The sequence below is a fragment of the Ruminococcus turbiniformis genome (assembly GCF_020687545.1).
GTDB classification, from domain to species: Bacteria; Bacillota; Clostridia; order Lachnospirales; family Lachnospiraceae; genus Mediterraneibacter; species Mediterraneibacter turbiniformis.
In genome coordinates, this window is the sequence record NZ_JAJEQX010000008.1 from 99,345 (window position 1) to 117,221 (window position 17,877).

At 52.7% G+C, this 17,877-nt stretch carries 17 protein-coding genes; 16 read left to right on the forward strand and 1 reads right to left on the reverse strand.

The genetic code is table 11. The annotated features are described in order from the left end of the window. The first annotated feature begins 145 nt into the window (after positions 1-145). From LKD70_RS06320 to LKD70_RS06355, 8 genes are all read left to right on the forward strand, one after another. On the forward strand, positions 146-496 hold the full coding sequence (locus LKD70_RS06320) for an arsenate reductase family protein (RefSeq protein ID WP_227707218.1): 351 nt from the start codon (positions 146-148) through the stop codon (positions 494-496). A gap of 127 nt (positions 497-623) precedes the next feature. After that, the gene (locus LKD70_RS06325) at positions 624-938 is read left to right on the forward strand and encodes a metal-sensing transcriptional repressor (protein WP_227707186.1); all 315 of its coding nucleotides are present in this window, start codon (positions 624-626) and stop codon (positions 936-938) included. 15 nt (positions 939-953) lie between these two features. After that, complete coding sequence (locus LKD70_RS06330) at positions 954-3,509, forward strand: heavy metal translocating P-type ATPase (protein ID WP_227707187.1); 2,556 nt, start codon at positions 954-956, stop codon at positions 3,507-3,509. A gap of 373 nt (positions 3,510-3,882) precedes the next feature. Continuing rightward, a complete protein-coding gene (gene recA / locus LKD70_RS06335) occupies positions 3,883-5,028 on the forward strand; it encodes a recombinase RecA (RefSeq protein ID WP_227707188.1) in 1,146 nt (381 codons plus the stop codon). Continuing rightward, positions 5,025-5,639, forward strand: coding sequence for a regulatory protein RecX (locus LKD70_RS06340; RefSeq protein ID WP_227707189.1), 615 nt, complete (start codon positions 5,025-5,027; stop codon positions 5,637-5,639). Before recA ends, LKD70_RS06340 begins: the two co-directional genes overlap by 4 nt. 97 nt (positions 5,640-5,736) lie before the next feature. Then, positions 5,737-7,296, forward strand: coding sequence for a ribonuclease Y (rny, locus tag LKD70_RS06345; RefSeq protein WP_407690918.1), 1,560 nt, complete (start codon positions 5,737-5,739; stop codon positions 7,294-7,296). Positions 7,297-7,500: 204 nt separating this feature from the next. Continuing rightward, positions 7,501-8,043, forward strand: a complete 543-nt coding sequence (locus LKD70_RS06350) for an NUDIX hydrolase (protein ID WP_227707190.1) — start codon at positions 7,501-7,503, stop codon at positions 8,041-8,043. A 101-nt stretch (positions 8,044-8,144) separates the two neighbouring features. Then, complete coding sequence (locus tag LKD70_RS06355) at positions 8,145-8,684, forward strand: stage II sporulation protein M (RefSeq protein WP_227707191.1); 540 nt, start codon at positions 8,145-8,147, stop codon at positions 8,682-8,684. Here the strand turns inward: LKD70_RS06355 and LKD70_RS06360 are convergent. Next, positions 8,659-9,996 carry a putative polysaccharide biosynthesis protein gene (locus LKD70_RS06360; protein WP_227707192.1) on the reverse strand — a complete coding sequence of 446 codons (1,338 nt, stop codon included), beginning with the start codon at positions 9,994-9,996 and terminating at the stop codon, positions 8,659-8,661. The two genes, LKD70_RS06355 and LKD70_RS06360, sit on opposite strands and share 26 nt — an antisense overlap. Positions 9,997-10,132: 136 nt before the next feature. Between LKD70_RS06360 and LKD70_RS06365 the strand changes: the two genes are divergently transcribed. The 8 genes from LKD70_RS06365 to tpiA all read left to right on the forward strand — a co-directional run bounded on the left by LKD70_RS06365 (position 10,133) and on the right by tpiA (position 17,824). Beyond that, entirely contained in the window at positions 10,133-10,588 is a 456-nt protein-coding gene (locus tag LKD70_RS06365) for an RrF2 family transcriptional regulator (RefSeq protein WP_227707193.1), read from the forward strand. 82 nt (positions 10,589-10,670) lie between these two features. After that, entirely contained in the window at positions 10,671-11,858 is a 1,188-nt protein-coding gene (gene nifS, locus LKD70_RS06370; RefSeq protein ID WP_227707194.1) for a cysteine desulfurase NifS, read from the forward strand. 71 nt (positions 11,859-11,929) lie between these two features. Further along, positions 11,930-12,373 carry a Fe-S cluster assembly scaffold protein NifU gene (gene nifU, locus LKD70_RS06375; protein WP_191415573.1) on the forward strand — a complete coding sequence of 148 codons (444 nt, stop codon included), beginning with the start codon at positions 11,930-11,932 and terminating at the stop codon, positions 12,371-12,373. Continuing rightward, the gene (gene mnmA, locus LKD70_RS06380) at positions 12,373-13,443 is read left to right on the forward strand and encodes a tRNA 2-thiouridine(34) synthase MnmA (protein ID WP_227707195.1); all 1,071 of its coding nucleotides are present in this window, start codon (positions 12,373-12,375) and stop codon (positions 13,441-13,443) included. Before nifU ends, mnmA begins: the two co-directional genes overlap by 1 nt. Beyond that, complete coding sequence (locus tag LKD70_RS06385; protein WP_227707196.1) at positions 13,440-14,306, forward strand: histidinol-phosphatase HisJ family protein; 867 nt, start codon at positions 13,440-13,442, stop codon at positions 14,304-14,306. The genes mnmA and LKD70_RS06385 overlap by 4 nt, the downstream gene beginning before the upstream one ends. 195 nt (positions 14,307-14,501) lie before the next feature. Continuing rightward, positions 14,502-15,521 carry a type I glyceraldehyde-3-phosphate dehydrogenase gene (gene gap / locus LKD70_RS06390; RefSeq protein WP_227707197.1) on the forward strand — a complete coding sequence of 340 codons (1,020 nt, stop codon included), beginning with the start codon at positions 14,502-14,504 and terminating at the stop codon, positions 15,519-15,521. A 196-nt stretch (positions 15,522-15,717) separates the two neighbouring features. Further along, positions 15,718-16,917: a phosphoglycerate kinase gene (locus LKD70_RS06395; RefSeq protein ID WP_227707198.1), complete on the forward strand. Its 1,200-nt coding sequence runs from the start codon at positions 15,718-15,720 to the stop codon at positions 16,915-16,917. Positions 16,918-17,074: 157 nt separating this feature from the next. Then, positions 17,075-17,824 carry a triose-phosphate isomerase gene (tpiA, locus tag LKD70_RS06400; RefSeq protein WP_227707199.1) on the forward strand — a complete coding sequence of 250 codons (750 nt, stop codon included), beginning with the start codon at positions 17,075-17,077 and terminating at the stop codon, positions 17,822-17,824. The last annotated feature ends 53 nt before the right edge of the window (positions 17,825-17,877 follow it).

Below are 17,877 nucleotides of genomic sequence, written 5' to 3' on the forward strand. Positions count from 1 at the left end.
CATACGGGACAACCCGTAACCTTTATTCTATCATAAAAGTGAAAATTCGCAATACGCGTATTTATTTTCGTACAAGGAACTGTTATGATAATATCAGTTGGCGGTTGCACACCGGCGCTATCAAAAAAAGAGAGGTAAAATGAAAATGTTGTTTTTATGTTATCCGAAATGCAGCACATGCAGAAAAGCGTGGAAATGGCTGGATGAAAAGGGAGTACAGTATGAGATGAGGGATATCAAAACCGACAATCCGTCGGCGGACGAGCTGAAGAAATGGCACGAATTAAGCGGGCTTCCCTTAAAGAAATTTTTCAATACGAGCGGCAATCTGTACAAGCAGATGAACTTAAAAGACCGTCTTGCAGATATGAGCGAGGAGGAGCAGTTTTCTCTTCTTGCCTCGGACGGGATGCTTGTGAAACGTCCGATTCTTGTGGATGGCGGAAAAGTCCTTGTCGGGTTTAAGGAGAAAGAGTGGGAAGAGACATTTGCATAAAATTTTGCAAAAAGTCTTGCATTATACCCCTGAGAGGTATATAATCGCAGTGTAGCGATGAATACCCCTCGGGGGTTTTATATTTCCGGGGAAAGACAGAAATAATGGAAAGAAAGGAATTACCGGTATGGCAGAATCAAATAAAGTCTGTCCTGTCTGTGAGCACAGGACAAAGGAACGTACAGAAAAAGAGAAAAAGGACATGATGAACCGGTTAAGCCGGATCGAGGGACAGGTGAGGGGAATCAAGAGGATGGTGGAAGAAAACGCGTACTGCCCCGACATCCTGATCCAGGTATCCGCGGTCAACGCGGCACTGAACAGCTTCAACAAAGTTCTTCTTGCGGATCACATCCGCACCTGTGTGGCGAAAGATATCCGGGAAGGCAATGAGGAGACGATCGACGAACTGGTTCTTGTCCTTCAGAAACTGATGAAATGACGGGAGGAATCAAGTATGGAACAATATAATGTGACAGGCATGAGCTGTGCCGCCTGCAGTGCCAGAGTGGAGAAGGCCGTGTCAAAGGTTCCGGGGGTGACGTCCTGTTCCGTAAGCCTTCTGACCAACTCCATGGGCGTGGAGGGAACGGCGGCCCCGTCTGAGATTATCGCGGCTGTGGAGGCAGCCGGATACGGAGCCAGCGAGAAAGGGGCGAAGAACGCGGCGGGAAGTGCCCGCGCGGGCAGCGGGATTTCCGTGTCCGAGGCGGAGGATTCGCTTAAGGACCGGGAGACGCCGAAGATGAAGCGGCGGCTGATCGCGTCTCTGTGTTTCCTGCTCCCGCTGATGTACTTTTCCATGGGGCATATGATGTGGAACTGGCCGGTGCCGTCTTTTCTGGAAGGCAATCACGTGGCCATGGGGCTGATCCAGCTCCTTCTTACAACGGCCGTCATGGTGATTAATCAGAAGTTTTTTATCAGCGGATTCAAAGGGCTGATCCACCGGGCGCCGAACATGGACACCCTGGTTGCGCTCGGGGCGGGGGCGTCCTATGGATACAGCGTTTACGCCCTCTTTGCGATGACTGATGCGCAGATGCGCGGCGACGCGGCGGGCGTGATGTCCTATATGCACGAATTTTACTTTGAGTCAGCGGCCATGATCCTTACGCTGATCACCGTCGGAAAGATGCTGGAAGCCCGCTCAAAGGGAAGGACGACGGACGCGCTGAAAAGCCTGATGAAGCTTGCGCCGAAGACGGCCAGAGTGGTGAGAAACGGCGCGGAAGAGGAAGTGCCGGTGGATCAGGTGCGAAAAGGCGATGTATTTGTCGTGCGGCCCGGGGAAAATATCCCGGTGGACGGCGTTGTGCTCGAGGGAACAAGCGCGGTCAACGAATCCGCGCTCACCGGAGAGAGTATTCCGGCGGACAAAAATGCGGGGGACGCGGTTTCGGCGGCCACCCTCAACCAGTCCGGTTTCCTGCGCTGTGAAGCGACGCGGGTGGGCGAGGATACGACCCTCTCCCAGATTATTCAGATGGTCAGCGATGCGGCGGCCACAAAGGCGCCCATCGCGAAGGTTGCGGACCGTGTGTCCGGTGTGTTTGTGCCTGCGGTGATTGCCATCGCGGCGGTGACAATCCTTGTATGGCTGATTGCGGGAGAGAGCGTGGGATTCGCCCTTGCAAGAGGAATCTCGGTTCTTGTCATCAGCTGTCCGTGTGCCCTCGGCCTTGCCACTCCGGTGGCCATTATGGTCGGCAACGGCATGGGCGCGAAGAACGGAATCATGTTTAAAACAGCCGTCTCTCTCGAGGAGACAGGAAAGACCCAGATCGTCGCCCTTGACAAAACCGGGACGATCACTAGCGGGGAGCCCCGGGTTACGGATCTCATCCCCGCAGAAGGCGTGTCGGAAGAAGAGCTTCTCTCATGCGCCTACGCACTGGAGCGAAAAAGCGAGCATCCCCTGGCAAGGGCTGTTCTTATGAAGGCAGAGGAGTCCGGAATAAAAGAGACCTTTGAACGCGAAGGAAAAGAGACAGAAGCGTTTCAGGCGCTTCCGGGAAACGGGCTTTCCGGAGAAATAGACGGAGAAGTCCTGCTCGGAGGAAGCATGAAGTTTATCGCGCAGAAAGCTTCTGTCCCGGATGAGTTAAAAGCAAAGGCGGAAGCGCTGGCAGGCCAGGGAAAAACACCGCTTCTCTTTACAAGAAACGGAAACCTTGAAGGGATTATCGCCGTGGCGGACGTGATCAAGGAAGACAGCCCCCGGGCAGTCAGAGAACTCCAGAACATGGGAATCCGCGTCGTCATGCTCACGGGAGACAATGAGCGCACGGCAAAGGCAATCGGCGCCCAGGCGGGCGTGGACGAAGTGATCGCGGGCGTGCTTCCCGACGGCAAAGAGAGCGTGATCCGCGCCCTGAAAAAGAAAGGAAAAGTGGCCATGGTGGGCGATGGCATCAACGATGCCCCGGCTCTGACGAGGGCGGATATGGGAATCGCCATCGGCGCGGGGACGGATATTGCCATCGACGCGGCGGACGTGGTGCTCATGAAGAGCCGTTTAAGCGATGTTCCCGCCGCGATCCGGTTAAGCAGGGCGACGCTTAAGAACATTCACGAGAACCTGTTCTGGGCATTTTTCTACAATGTAATCGGCATCCCGCTGGCGGCAGGAGTCTGGATTCCGGTGTTCGGATGGCAGTTAAACCCCATGTTCGGGGCGGCGGCCATGAGTCTTTCCAGCTTCTGTGTGGTCAGCAATGCACTGCGGCTCAACTGGTTTAAGATGTATGACGCCGGCAGAGATAAAAAAATAAAAGTCAGAAAGAAAAAGGAGGAGACAGAAATGACGAAGACAATGAAAATCGAAGGCATGATGTGCGGACACTGTGAGGCGACGGTGAAGAAGGCGCTGGAGGCGCTTCCGGAAGTGGAGTCCGCGGAGGTGAGCCACGAGGCCGGAACCGCGGTTGTGACGCTGAATGCGGATCTTGCGGACGATGTGCTGAAAAAGACGGTGGAGGACAAGGATTACAACGTGGTTGGAATCGAGTAAACGAAGCTGTTCAGCGGCAGAGAAATTTATTTTGCCGGAGATCCCGGGAATTGTTTTGCGGTCCGCTTACGTATAGGGCGGAGCAGTCAGATTTTGCCCGGGATCTCCGACTTTTTCATTGCTTTTTCTTTCATTCTGTGCTATCGTTACTTTACTGATACCGGAGGCGCTCTTGCAGCCGAATGTCACAGCCGTTAAGGCTTCTTATTTTCGAAGCTTCAGATCGAAGCGGGTTTCACAGCGAGTCCTTTTTATTGTACATGTGTGAATGTAGAATCTAAAAGACGAAATGGTGTTGACATTTTGCGGAGAGTATAATACTATATTAACCAGATGCGAACAACTGTTCGATACGGAGAAGGAGAATTGAATTATGGCAGGAAATGAAGAAAAGATGAAAGCCCTTGAGGCGGCGATTGCGAAACTGGAGAAAGATTTCGGAAAAGGTGCGGTTATGAAACTGGGGGATTCCAGCGCGCAGGTTGCGGTGGAGACGGTGCCGACAGGGTGTTTAAGCCTTGATCTGGCTCTCGGACTGGGCGGTGTCCCGAGAGGACGTGTGATCGAGATATACGGACCGGAGTCCAGCGGTAAGACGACGGTGGCCCTCCATATGATATCGGAAGTGCAGAAGCAGGGCGGAATCGCCGGATTTATCGACGCGGAGCACGCCCTTGACCCGGTCTACGCGAAGAACATCGGGGTCGATATCGATGAACTCTATATCTCCCAGCCGGACAGCGGTGACCAGGCGCTGGAGATTGCGGAGACGATGGCGCGCTCCGGTGCGATCGACATTATTGTAATTGACTCTGTGGCAGCTCTTGTTCCGAAACAGGAGATCGAGGGCGATATGGGCGACAGCCATGTGGGACTGCAGGCAAGACTGATGTCCCAGGCACTCCGGAAGCTGACCCCGGTGATCAGCAAGTCCAACTGTGTTGTGATCTTTATCAACCAGCTCAGGGAGAAAGTCGGGGTAATGTTCGGAAATCCGGAGACCACGACCGGAGGCCGCGCCCTGAAATTCTATGCGTCCGTGCGGATGGATGTCAGAAGAATCGAGACATTAAAGCAGAGCGGGGAGATGGTGGGAAACCGGACCCGTGTGAAGATTGTGAAGAACAAGATCGCGCCGCCGTTTAAGGAGGCGGAGTTTGACATCATGTTCGGAAAGGGGATCTCAAGAGCCGGAGATATCCTGGACCTTGCGACCGGGATCGACCTGATCAAGAAGAGCGGAGCGTGGTACGCCTATGAGGGAGAGAAGATCGGACAGGGCAGGGAGAACGCGAAACTCTACCTGGAGAATCACCCGGAACTGATGGAGGAACTGGACAGGAAAGTGCGCGCCCACTATCACTTAAACGGTGAGGGAGAAGAACAGGAAGGGCAGGCAGGCCAGGACACCGGAGCACAGAAAAAGACAGCCGGGGCAAAGGCGCAGGCCGGAGCAGCAGGCGCGGGCAAAAAGGAGACGGAGAGTGAGTTTGCCCTTAAGAGCGGTGCCAGAGAATGATCGTAACGAAGATAGAACCCTGTACAAAGACCCGGTTTAAGGTGGATCTGGACGGAGAGTTTGCCTTTGTGCTCTACAAAGGCGAGCTCTCCCGCTTTGGAATACGGCAGGGAGAGGAGATCTCTTCTGAAACCGTTGGAACGATCAGGACAGAAGTCGTACAGAAACGGGCCAGGCTGCGGGCCCTGCACCTCTTAAGCGATATGGACCGGACAGAGTCCGCCCTGAGGGAAAAGCTCAGGCAGGGGCTCTATCCTCCGGATGCGGTGGACGGAGCCATCGAATACGTGCGGTCTTTCGGATATCTGGACGACGCCAGGTATGCCGAGAATTACGTGAGAAGCAGACAGGGGACAAAGAGCAGAAAGGAAATCCGTGCGGCTCTGCTTCAGAAGGGAGTCAGTGAAGAACAGATCAGTCTCGCCTTTGAGTTGTGCTGTGAGGAGGGCGGCGAGGAGGAGGCGGTGCGCCGCCTGATCCGGAAAAAAGGGTATGACCTGCGCAGTGCCGATGACGCTCAGATGCAGAAAATATACGGTTTTTTTGCGAGAAAAGGATTCCGCTGCGAGACCGTCCGTCAAGTAATACAAAATTATAATGAGGATGCTTGACATTGTTGTGAAAACAGTATAAAATTTAACTGTTGTATTTAAATATTATGTTATCAAAATATTATGTACAATGAAAACTGAATAAGGAGGTGCTCCTGTGCAGATAAGTTTAGGCTTATGTATAGCAATTGCCGTGGCCCTCGCATTGATAGTTGGGATTATCTCGCACTTTGCAACGGTCTCTAATCTGAAGAAAAACGCTCAGAGCAAGATCGGAAACGCGGAGACAAGAGCGAGAGAGATCATTGACGATGCTGTGAAAACTGCTGAAACAACGAAGAAGGAAGCTCTTCTTGAGGTGAAGGAAGAATCCATCCGGACGAAAAACGATCTCGAGAAGGAGACGAAGGAAAGAAGAGCGGAACTGCAGCGCTATGAGAAGAGAGTGCTCGCAAAGGAAGAGGCAGTTGACAAGCGCTCCGATGTTCTGGAACACAGAGAATCGAAGCTTGCGTCTAAGGAAGAACAACTTCGCCAGCGGGAAGCCAGGGTAGAAGAACTGAGTCAGAAACGTGTGCAGGAACTGGAACGAATCTCAGGACTTACCTCCGAACAGGCAAAAGAATATCTGTTGAAAACTGTTGAAGAAGATGTGAAGCATGACACTGCGAAGATAGTCAGAGAGCTTGAGGCTCAGGCGAAGGAGGACGCTGACAAGAAGGCGAAAGAGTATGTTGTCAACGCCATCCAGAGATGTGCCGCGGACCATGTCGCAGAGACGACGATCTCCGTCGTACAGCTCCCGAGCGATGAGATGAAGGGACGTATCATCGGCCGCGAGGGAAGAAATATCCGGACGCTGGAGACACTGACAGGCGTGGAACTGATTATTGACGATACGCCGGAAGCAGTTGTCTTATCCGGATTTGATCCGATTCGCCGCGAGGTGGCAAGAATTGCACTCGAGAGGCTGATCGTGGATGGACGTATCCATCCGGCGAGAATTGAGGAAATGGTAGAGAAGGCACAGAAGGAAGTCGACGCCATGATCCGGGAAGAGGGAGAGGCCGCAGCACTCGAAGTCGGAGTGCCGGGTATCCATCCGGAGCTGATCCGGCTCCTCGGGCGCATGAAGTTCAGAACAAGTTACGGACAGAATGCGCTGAAACATTCCATCGAGGTTGCGCAGCTCTCGGGACTGCTCGCAGCCGAGATCGGGCTGGACGTCAGAATGGCGAAACGTGCCGGACTGCTGCATGATATAGGAAAATCGATTGACCACGACGTAGAAGGGTCACATATCCAGATCGGTGTGGATCTCTGCAGAAAGTACAAGGAGTCCGCAACGGTGATTAATGCGGTGGAGGCGCATCACGGCGATGTAGAGCCTCAGACGCTGATTGCCTGCGTTGTGCAGGCTGCCGACACAATTTCGGCGGCACGGCCGGGCGCAAGGCGTGAGACAATTGAAACATACACCAACAGATTGAAACAGTTAGAAGAGATCACCAACCAGTTTAAAGGTGTGGAGAAATCTTTTGCCATCCAGGCGGGAAGAGAGATTCGTGTTATGGTAGTTCCAGAGCAGGTATCTGATGATGATATGGTGCTTCTGGCCAGGGATATAGCAAAGCAGATCGAATTCGAGCTTGAATATCCGGGACAGATTAAAGTCAATGTAATCCGTGAGTCACGGGCGACAGATTATGCAAAATAACTATGGATCATAACAGACAGATGCAAGATCAGCCCTTGTCGAAAGACGAGGGCTTTCTTTTTGTACAGGCGACGAGACAAAGCCCGGGCTTGCCCGAGGCCTTGGCGACCGCTTACAATCCCGGAACGTGCCGTCAGGCACTTCCGGTGATTGTACAGGCGATTTTAGAAGAAAAGATTTTAGAGTAGGAAAAGGAGAAAGATTATGGGAGAGCAGCACATTAAAAGACTGAACCGGGAACTGAAATTCAAGGGGAAAATTATCGATTTCTATCAGGATACGATCGAGGTTGACGGCAGTCACACAGTTATATGGGATTTTATCAAACATAAGGGTGCAGCCGCGGTTGTGCCGGTGACAGACGACGGAAAGATTCTCATGGTACGCCAGTACCGCAATGCCCTCGACCGGTATACGCTTGAGATTCCGGCGGGCGCCCTCGATGAGGAGAACGAGCCCGGGAGAGAATGCGCGTCCAGAGAGTTGGAGGAGGAGACCGGATACCGAAGCGACGATCTGGAATGGCTGATTACGCTGCGCACAACCGTTGCCTTCTGCAATGAGCGGATCGAGGTGTATGTGGCGAAAAATCTGATCCCGTCAAAGCAGCACCTTGACGAAGATGAGTTTATCGATCTGAAAGCATATTCTCTGGATGAGCTGAAGGAAAAGATCTTCAGCGGAGAGATCGAAGACTCGAAGACAGTGGCATCTCTTATGGCCTATGCTGTGAAATACGGAAAATAAGTATAATAAACATAATAAGCATAATGGAAATACCCCGGCATATAATGAAATATCCGACAGGGCGTGCGGTTTTGCGCGGACCGATCGAAAAAGGAGGCGCCATGAAGATGTTTCGTACAGGAAAGCAGCTGCTTGCTTTCTTTATGCCGGGGTTTCTTCTCGGCATTATTTATGTGAATTTCATCGCAAAAAAATATATGGCTGAGCCGGTGATTTTCAGCGACTATTTTCTGGAACAGTTTGCCGGGATGAAGATTGAAGAAAAGGAGTATATCTGGTATCTCCTCCGGCTGAGAGTGCTTCCGCTGCTTGTCCTGGGCGGTCTTTCCATGACGAAAGCCCGGAGGATCTCTGCTGCGCTGTTCCTTGTTTGGACGGGCATAACCGGCGGAATTCTGATCTCCGATGCTGCTTTGAATATGGGAATCCGGGGCAGCATTTTATGCGTGGTGGCGCTTCTGCCCCAGTTTCTGCTCTATGTTCCCGCATATCTTGTGATTCTTATGTACTGCTGGATGGCGCCGGGGAGCCGGTGGAACCGGCAGAAGACAGTCTTTGTGGTACTGACGATGTCAGCAGGAATTCTTCTGGAGCTGTATGTAAATCCGGTTCTTCTTAAGATCTTTCTGTCCGCCCTGTGAGAGAACGGTTTGGAAGAATCAGTACTGCCGCGGCAAGTCCTGTGATGACAAACTGGCTTGCAAGCAGCCCCCACAGATACCCGGTGATTCCAAAACGCGGAATCATCAGAAATACGCCTGCGATGCGGATGAGAAGCCCGGTCATGTTGATCAGAAAGGTGGCGCCGGTTTTCCCCAGTCCGTTGATGGCGCTGATCAGCGCGGAATTCGTGTACAGAAACGGGCAGATCCAGGCTAGTGTCAGTATGAATTTCCCCGCTGTGTCACTGTGGAACAGAAGCGTCCCGATGAGTTCGCCGAAGAGGAGGAAGAAAAGACAGCTGCCAAGTCCGAGGATGAAACAGCTTCCGGCGGCTCTTTTGAGCAGGCGGAAGACGCCGCTTCTGTTTCCGGATGCGCTCGTGGCGCTCACTGCGGGGAGGAGGACCGTACCCACCGAGTTTGTGATGGCGGAAGGAAACAGGATGCACGGAAGCGCCATCCCGGTGAGCACTCCGTAGAGGCTTAATGCTTCGCTTCCTGTCAGTCCGGAGAGTTTCAGGCAGGCGGGGATGGAAGCTGCCTCCACACTCTGAAGCAGCGTGACGGCTGTCCGGTTTGCAGTCAGAGGAAGGGAGAGACGGAGCAGTTCATTTAAGTTCTTCCGGGCTTCCCCGCGCGCAGGAGGTTTCGGCAAAGAGGCGCGGCGGGAAAGTGCCCGGGCGGAAAAGAGAGCGGCAAAGAACTCTCCCGCAGTGATTCCGGCTGCGGCCAGACTGACGGAGGGAACACGCCCGCTTTTGTCTATGGCGAGAAAGGCAAGGAGCACAAACAGGATCCGGGCAGTCTGCTCGACCAGCTGGCTGGCGGCAGGCAGACTTGTCTTCTGGAGCCCGAAGCTGTAGGCACAGATACAGCTGTGAACCGCAGCGCAGGGAACCGCATAGGAGATGATCAGGAGCATTTCCGCGCAGCGCGGATCGCCCAGAAAGGTGTCCGCGATGAACGCGGCGTTTCTCTGAATCAGAAGAAGCCCGATAGCAGACAGTGCCAGTGAGAGGCAAAGAGCGGTGATGAGCACGCTTTTTGCCTCTTTTTGCTTCCCGAGAGAAACTTTTTCTGCGACCATGCGGGATACCGCAGTCTGTATGCCTCCTGTTGTGACGGAGAGACAGAGCGTGTAGACGGGAAAGATCAGCTGGTAGAGCCCTACGTTTTCCTCGCCGAAAGCATGGCTTAAAAAGATCCGGAAAAAGAATCCCATCCCGCGGCTGATCAGTCCGGCGGCCGTCAGAATTGCGGCACCCCGGAAAAGTTTTTGTTTGACAGACATTGTATCATCCACCTTTTGGCAGACTTTTTACAGCATATGTCGGATAACGTCTTGACAGAACAGTGAGCGGGTGATATTCTACAAAAGTAAATCCTAGTAAAAAAGTAGGAAATAGACTTCCGAAGAAGGTGAGAGATTGAAACTGTCTACAAAAGGGAGATACGGTCTGCGCGCTCTGATCGATCTTGCCGGGAACTGCGGGGAGGCTCCGGTCTCGACTGCCAGCATCTCGGCCCGTCAGGATATCTCCGAGCGCTATCTGGAACAGCTGATGTCCATGCTGAAAAAAGCGGGGCTTGTGAAAAGCATCCGCGGCGCGTCAGGGGGATATGTTCTGGCGAAAGATATGAAGGAAATCTCGGTGGGAGATATTCTCCGCGCTCTGGAGGGCAGTCTGGAACCCGTGGAATGTGCGGGGCTTGACCCGGACGGCGAGTGCAGCATTTCGGACAGCTGTGTGACAAAGTATGTCTGGCAGAGAATCAACGAGAGCATCAGCCGCACGGTGGACGAGATCATGCTCGACCAGCTTGTGGAGGAGAGCCGGAAAAACTGCTGTTCCGGCACAGATAAAAGAGTGTGCAGAAATTAGAAATACAGGAATCATGCATGAAGAAATCAGGGATACGGAAATCCGGAAAACAGGCATGAAATCCAGATATGGAGGTACAGAAATGGACAGACTGATTTATCTTGACAATGCGGCGACGACAAAGACTTCGCCTGAGGCTGTGGAGGCGATGCTGCCGTATTTTACAGAACATTACGGCAACCCGTCCAGCGTTTACGGGTTTGCTGCCGCGAATAAAGAAGTAATCACACAGCAGAGGGAGATTATTGCAGGCGTTCTCGGGGCAAAGACCAATGAGATCTATTTCACGGCGGGCGGAACCGAGTCGGACAACTGGGCGCTGACTGCCGCGGCAGAGGCGTACGCATCGAAGGGAAAACACATCATCACAAGCAGAATCGAGCACCATGCCATCCTTCACACATGTGAGTATCTTGAGAAACGGGGATGTGAGGTGACGTACCTTGATGTGGATGAGAACGGACTGGTGGATCCGGAGGCAGTGGAGGCTGCCATCCGTCCGGATACGATTCTCATCTCTGTCATGTTTGCCAACAATGAGATCGGGACAATCCAGCCGATCCGGGAGATCGGAAAGATCGCAAGAGAGCACGGCGTCCTGTTTCACACAGACGCGGTGCAGGCGTTCGGCCAGGTGCCGATCAATGTGGACGAGTGCTGCATTGACATGTTAAGCGCAAGCGGGCACAAGTTAAACGGCCCGAAGGGGATCGGATTCCTCTATATCAGAAAAGGAGTGAAGATCCGTTCCTTTATCCACGGCGGAGCCCAGGAGAGGAAACGCCGCGCCGGTACAGAGAACGTGCCTGGCATCGTGGGACTTGGAAAAGCGGTGGAACTGGCGGCAGCGTCCATGAAGGAGAGATCGGAAAAAGAGACAAAGCTCAGAGACTATCTGATCGGCCGGATCGAGAGCGAGATCCCGTACTGCAGACTGAACGGAGACCGGACAAAACGTCTTCCGAACAATGTGAATTTCAGCTTCCGGTTTATTGAGGGAGAGTCACTTCTTATCATGCTGGATATGAAGGGAATCTGCGCATCCAGCGGCTCGGCGTGCACATCGGGTTCCCTTGACCCGTCCCATGTGCTGCTTGCCATCGGCCTTCCCCATGAGATCGCCCACGGCTCGCTCAGGATGACTCTCGGCGCGGATACGACAAAGGAAGATCTGGACTACACAGTGGACTGCTTAAAAGAGATTGTGGCACAGCTTCGGAGTATGTCGCCGCTCTACGAGGACTTCGTGAAAAAGCAGGGAAATCACTGAGAAAACCAGGAATGAAAACCGACAGTCAGAAAAAGTAGGAAAAGTCAGGAGATAAAAGGAGGAGACGACAGATGTATACAGAAAAGGTAATGGATCATTTTCAGCATCCGAGAAATGTAGGAGAGATCGAGAACGCCAGTGGTGTGGGCACGGTCGGCAACGCAAAGTGCGGGGATATCATGAGAATCTATCTTGATATTGATGAAAATCAGATCATCCGGGATGTGAAGTTCAAGACATTCGGCTGCGGTGCGGCGGTTGCAACAAGCAGCATGGCAACGGAGCTTGTGAAGGGAAAGAACATCCAGGAGGCAATGCAGGTGACGAACAAGGCGGTTATGGAGGCTCTCGACGGACTTCCGCCGGTGAAGGTTCACTGCTCCCTTCTCGCCGAGGAGGCGATCCATGCCGCACTCTGGGATTATGCCGAGAAGAACGGCATCAAGATCGAAGGACTTGAGAAACCGAAATCAGATATCCACGAGGGTGAGGAAGAGGAAGAAGAGGAATACTGATGAGCAGAGTTGTCGTGGGAATGTCGGGCGGCGTGGACTCTTCTGTGGCCGCCTACCTTCTGAAAGAGCAGAGGTATGACGTGATCGGCGTTACGATGCAGATCTGGCAGGATGAGGACGCCTGTTCTGTGGAGGAAAACGGCGGATGCTGCGGACTCAGCGCGGTGGAAGACGCGCGCAGGGTGGCCGCGGCGCTTGAGATCCCCTATTATGTGATGAACTTTAAAAAAGAATTCCGCGAGAATGTGATCGACTACTTTACTGCCGAGTATTTAAGCGGACGTACCCCTAACCCGTGCATTGCATGCAACCGGTATGTAAAGTGGGAAGCACTTCTGAACCGGAGTCTGGCAATCGGAGCGGACTACATCGCCACAGGACATTACGCGGGTGTGGAGAAACTCCCCAACGGACGGTACGCACTGAAGCGCTCCGCCACGCCGGCAAAAGACCAGACGTATGCCCTTTACAATCTGACCCAGGAGCAGTTAAGGCGCACACTCATGCCTGTGGGAGCATATTCCAAGGATGAGATCCGGGCCATTGCGGAGAAGATCGGTCTGGCCGTGGCGGACAAGCCGGACAGCCAGGATATCTGTTTTGTGCCGGACGGCGATTACGCCTCCTTTATCCGGGAGAACACAGGCCGGGAGATCCCGGAAGGAAATTTCGTCACCGCAGACGGAAAGGTGCTCGGACGGCATAAAGGGATTATTCACTACACCGTAGGACAGCGGAAAAAGCTGGGACTCTCCCTGGGACATCCGGCCTTCGTGCTTGAGATCCGCCCGGAGACAAACGAGGTGGTGATCGGCACCTATGAGGAGTCTCTGACAGACACTGTCCGCGCAGACAGGCTCAACTTCATGAGCGTGGAAGATCTGGACGGGCCGAAGCGGGTGTTCGCGAAGATCCGCTACAACCACCGGGGCGCCTGGTGCACGGTGGAAAAAACGGGAGAAGATCAGGTTGTCTGTCACTTTGAAGAGCCCCTTCGGGCGGTGACTCCCGGACAGGCGGTGGTGTTCTATGACGGAGACTATGTATTGGGAGGAGGAACCATACTATGACGCATACATGTTCTGTGCAGGGAAATGCGCGGGGAAAACTTCCGGTTTCAAGCGACTCCCACATGCACACCGCATTCTCCACGGACAGCAGCACTCCGGTGCGCAGCATGCTCGACGAGGCGGTGAGAAGAGGGCTTGACTCGGTGTGCATCACTGATCATCTGGATCTTGATTTTCCGCCGGATGAAGAGCTGGGGCCGGATCCGTTCCGGCTGGATCTTGCGTCCTACTGGAGCACACTGAGCGGGATCCGGGAAGAGTACCGGGGAAGGTTAAATGTAAGGATCGGCATTGAGATCGGACTGCAGTCCCATCTGGGGGAGGCGTATAAGGAGATCGTGAACCGGTGGCCGTTTGATTTTGTCATCGGCTCTCTCCATCTTGTCAACGGCATGGATCCCTATTACGGAAAGGCGTTTGAAGGCAGAACCGATGCGGACGTGTACCGGGATGCGTTTCTGGAGACGCTGGAGTGCATCAGCCGGGTCCGCGACTTTGATTCCCTGGGACATCTGGACTATGTAGTCCGCTACGGGAGAAACAGGGCGCAGGAGTATTCCTACAGAAGATTCGCCGGCGAGATCGACGCGGTCTTAAAAAAGCTCATCGAAGAGGGAAAAGGACTGGAGATGAATATGGGGGGATTCAAGTACGGACTTGGATTCTGCAATCCCCATCCGGACGTGCTGAAACGATACAGGGAGCTCGGCGGAGAGATCGTGACCGTTGGGGCGGATGCCCACCGTCCGGAGCATGTGGCATACGCCTATGAGCGGGCGGGGGAGATCTTAAGCAGCTGCGGGTTCCGCTATTACGCTGTGTTTGAGGGCCGCAGGCCGGTTTTTTATCCGGTCGGCGGATGAGCCTGAAAATGTGGAAATCCAGGAGCATGAAAAGGGCCCGGAATGAGAAAAATATAATTGGGTCTTGAATTTTTGTTCCTGTTTTAGTACAATTATGTCAGTTGATGAATCCTTAACAAACTCCATGATAAGGATTCATTAGTTATGGCTGTTTTCAGCTAAAATATTTTTTCAAACTTTTAGGAGGAATTAATCATGGCAGTAAAAGTAGCGATTAATGGATTTGGACGTATCGGACGTCTCGCTTTCAGACAGATGTTTGGAGCTGAGGGATTTGAGATCGTAGCTATCAACGACCTGACATCCCCGAAAATGCTGGCTCACTTACTGAAATATGACTCAACACAGGGCAAATATGCACTGGCTGACAAGGTTGAGGCTGGAGAAGACTCCATCACAGTTGACGGAAAAGAGATCAAGATCTACGCAAAAGCTGACGCTAAAGAGCTTCCGTGGGGAGAGATCGGCGTTGACGTAGTTCTGGAGTGTACAGGATTCTACACATCCAAAGCAAAAGCACAGGCTCACATCGAGGCAGGCGCTAAGAAGGTTATCATCTCCGCTCCGGCAGGAAATGACCTTCCGACAATCGTTTACAATGTAAACCACGACACACTGACAAAGGATGACGACATTATTTCCGCAGCATCCTGTACAACAAACTGCCTTGCACCGATGGCTAAGGCTCTGAATGATCTTGCACCGATCAAATCCGGTATCATGTGCACAATCCACGCTTACACAGGCGATCAGATGACACTTGACGGACCGCAGAGAAAAGGCGATCTGAGAAGATCACGTGCAGCAGCATGCAACATCGTTCCGAACAGCACAGGAGCAGCTAAGGCTATCGGCCTTGTTATCCCGGAACTGAACGGCAAGCTCATCGGATCTGCTCAGCGTGTTCCGACTCCGACAGGATCCACAACAATCCTGACAGCAGTTGTTGAGGGCGAAGTTACAGTTGATCAGATCAACGCAGCTATGAAGGCAGCAGCTAACGAGTCCTATGGATACAACACAGACGAGATCGTTTCCAGCGATATCGTTGGTATGACATACGGTTCTCTGTTCGATGCTACACAGACAATGGCTCTTCCGGTTGGCGACGGCACAACAGAGGTTCAGGTTGTTTCATGGTATGACAACGAGAACTCTTACACAAGCCAGATGGTAAGAACAATCAAATACTTCGGAAAACTTCTTGAGGCTTAATTCTCCGCATAGAGGACAGGCAGTCAGGAAATGATTCTGAATCATTGACTCACAATGGGGTCCGGTCTTATTGTTGGACCGGATCCTGTTTTTCATTTCGCGGAAATCCGGATTCCCGCGAAGCAGCACTCTCTGCAATGTGCGCCGCGGCGCGCATTCTGCAGCAGGTAAGTAATAATTTCAGGAGGCTATGAAAATGGCAGCACTTAACAAAAAATCAGTGGACGATATCAATGTGAAGGGCAAGAGAGTCCTTGTAAGATGCGACTTCAATGTACCGCTTCAGGACGGAAAGATCACGGATGAGAACCGTATCGTTGCAGCACTCCCGACGATCAAAAAACTGATCGCTGACGGCGGAAAGGTGATCCTCTGCTCACACCTCGGAAAACCGAAGGGAGAGCCGAAGCCGGAGCTTTCTCTCGCGCCGGTTGCAGTGAGACTTTCCGAGCTCCTCGGACAGGAAGTAAAATTCGCGGCTGATCCGGAAGTAGTCGGACCGAACGCGAAGGCAGCTGTAGAGGCGATGAAGGACGGCGACGTTGTGCTTCTCGAGAACACACGTTACAGAGCAGAAGAGACAAAGAACGGAGAGGCATTCTCCAAAGAGCTGGCTTCTCTCTGCGACGTATTCGTAAACGATGCGTTCGGAACCGCTCACAGAGCACACTGCTCAAACGTAGGAGTGACACAGTATGTTGATACAGCAGTTGTAGGTTACTTAATGCAGAAAGAGATCGACTTCCTCGGAAACGCTGTAGAGAACCCGGAGAGACCGTTTGTGGCGATCCTTGGAGGCTCCAAAGTTTCCAGCAAGATTTCCGTAATCAACAACCTGCTTGAGAAAGTGGATACACTGATCATCGGCGGCGGAATGTGCTTTACATTCACAAAAGCGCAGGGCGGAAACGTAGGAAATTCCCTTCTTGAGGAGGACTACCTTCAGTACGCGCTTGACATGATTAAAAAGGCAGAGGAAAAAGGAGTAAAACTTCTTCTTCCGGTTGACGCTGTTGCGGCGGACGCATTCTCCAATGATGCTAATACCAAGGTTGTGCCGCAGAACGAGATTCCGGACGGATGGATGGGACTTGACATCGGACCGGAGACTGCAAAGATGTATGCAGAGGCTGTTAAAACAGCCAAGACTGTTGTATGGAACGGACCGATGGGATGCTTCGAGATGCCGAAGTTTGCTGACGGGACAAAGACAGTTGCAGAAGCGCTTGCAAATACAGACGCTGTGACAATCATCGGCGGCGGTGACTCCGCTGCGGCTGTAAACCAGCTCGGCTACGGCGACAAGATGACACATATTTCCACAGGCGGCGGCGCTTCCCTTGAGTTCCTGGAAGGAAAGGAACTGCCGGGCGTGGCAGCGGCTAACGACCGATAAGCGGCGAGTCTGATTCAATTACTGCGTCAGATGCGGCTCGATGTACCTGTTTTCGTACGGCTTCGCCGCATCTGCCTTGTATATGCAACACCTCCGCCGCACCCGGGAAGTGAGGTGCGGCGGATTATAATCACATAATATAAGGGAGATAAGAAAAATGGCAAGAAAGAAAATTATTGCAGGCAACTGGAAAATGAATAAAACACCGAGTGAGGCGGTTGCTCTTGTCGAAGAACTCAAACCCCTCGTTGCAAACGATGAAGTCGACGTAGTATTCTGCGTTCCGGCGATCGACATCGTGCCGGTTGTTGAGGCGACAAAGGGAACAAACATCCAGGTTGGCGCTGAGAACATGTATTTTGAGGAGAGCGGAGCCTACACAGGCGAGATCGCTCCGAATATGCTCGTTGACGCAGGGGTGAAATATGTTGTTCTCGGACACTCCGAGAGAAGAGATTACTTCGGAGAGACAAACGAGGATGTAAACAAAAAGGTACTTAAAGCATTTGAGCACGGAATCACACCGATCATGTGCTGCGGCGAGACTCTTGAGCAGAGAGAGCAGGGCGTGACAATTGACTTCATCCGCCAGCAGGTAAAAGTCGGCCTTCAGAATGTGACGGCTGACCAGGCAAAGGCTATGGTAATTGCTTACGAGCCGATCTGGGCGATCGGAACAGGAAAGACTGCCACAACAGAGCAGGCTGAGGAAGTGTGCAAAGGCATCCGCGAGTGCATCGCTGAGGTTTACGACGAGGCGACAGCAGAGGCAATCCGCATCCAGTACGGCGGATCTGTAAACGCAGGAAACGCTGCAGAACTGTTCGCGCAGCCGGACATTGACGGCGGACTTGTGGGAGGAGCTTCCCTGAAGGCTGACTTTGGAAAGATCGTAAATTATAAATAAAAGATCCGGTTTTACAGACACGTTCGACCGGATGCATTCTGGGAAAAATGAGG

Excerpts from the sequence above, each read along its gene's own strand:
- nifS (WP_227707194.1), top strand. The coding sequence starts at position 10,671 with ATGGACAGACTGATTTATCTTGACAATGCGGCGACGACAAAGACTTCG.
- nifU (WP_191415573.1), top strand. The coding sequence starts at position 11,930 with ATGTATACAGAAAAGGTAATGGATCATTTTCAGCATCCGAGAAATGTA.
- LKD70_RS06355 (WP_227707191.1), top strand. The coding sequence starts at position 8,145 with ATGAAGATGTTTCGTACAGGAAAGCAGCTGCTTGCTTTCTTTATGCCG.
- LKD70_RS06330 (WP_227707187.1), top strand. The coding sequence starts at position 954 with ATGGAACAATATAATGTGACAGGCATGAGCTGTGCCGCCTGCAGTGCC.
- gap (WP_227707197.1), top strand. The coding sequence starts at position 14,502 with ATGGCAGTAAAAGTAGCGATTAATGGATTTGGACGTATCGGACGTCTC.
- LKD70_RS06340 (WP_227707189.1), top strand. The coding sequence starts at position 5,025 with ATGATCGTAACGAAGATAGAACCCTGTACAAAGACCCGGTTTAAGGTG.
- LKD70_RS06320 (WP_227707218.1), top strand. The coding sequence starts at position 146 with ATGTTGTTTTTATGTTATCCGAAATGCAGCACATGCAGAAAAGCGTGG.
- LKD70_RS06395 (WP_227707198.1), top strand. The coding sequence starts at position 15,718 with ATGGCAGCACTTAACAAAAAATCAGTGGACGATATCAATGTGAAGGGC.
- tpiA (WP_227707199.1), top strand. The coding sequence starts at position 17,075 with ATGGCAAGAAAGAAAATTATTGCAGGCAACTGGAAAATGAATAAAACA.
- LKD70_RS06385 (WP_227707196.1), top strand. The coding sequence starts at position 13,440 with ATGACGCATACATGTTCTGTGCAGGGAAATGCGCGGGGAAAACTTCCG.
- LKD70_RS06350 (WP_227707190.1), top strand. The coding sequence starts at position 7,501 with ATGGGAGAGCAGCACATTAAAAGACTGAACCGGGAACTGAAATTCAAG.
- LKD70_RS06325 (WP_227707186.1), top strand. The coding sequence starts at position 624 with ATGGCAGAATCAAATAAAGTCTGTCCTGTCTGTGAGCACAGGACAAAG.
- recA (WP_227707188.1), top strand. The coding sequence starts at position 3,883 with ATGGCAGGAAATGAAGAAAAGATGAAAGCCCTTGAGGCGGCGATTGCG.
- LKD70_RS06360 (WP_227707192.1), bottom strand. The coding sequence starts at position 9,996 with ATGTCTGTCAAACAAAAACTTTTCCGGGGTGCCGCAATTCTGACGGCC.
- mnmA (WP_227707195.1), top strand. The coding sequence starts at position 12,373 with ATGAGCAGAGTTGTCGTGGGAATGTCGGGCGGCGTGGACTCTTCTGTG.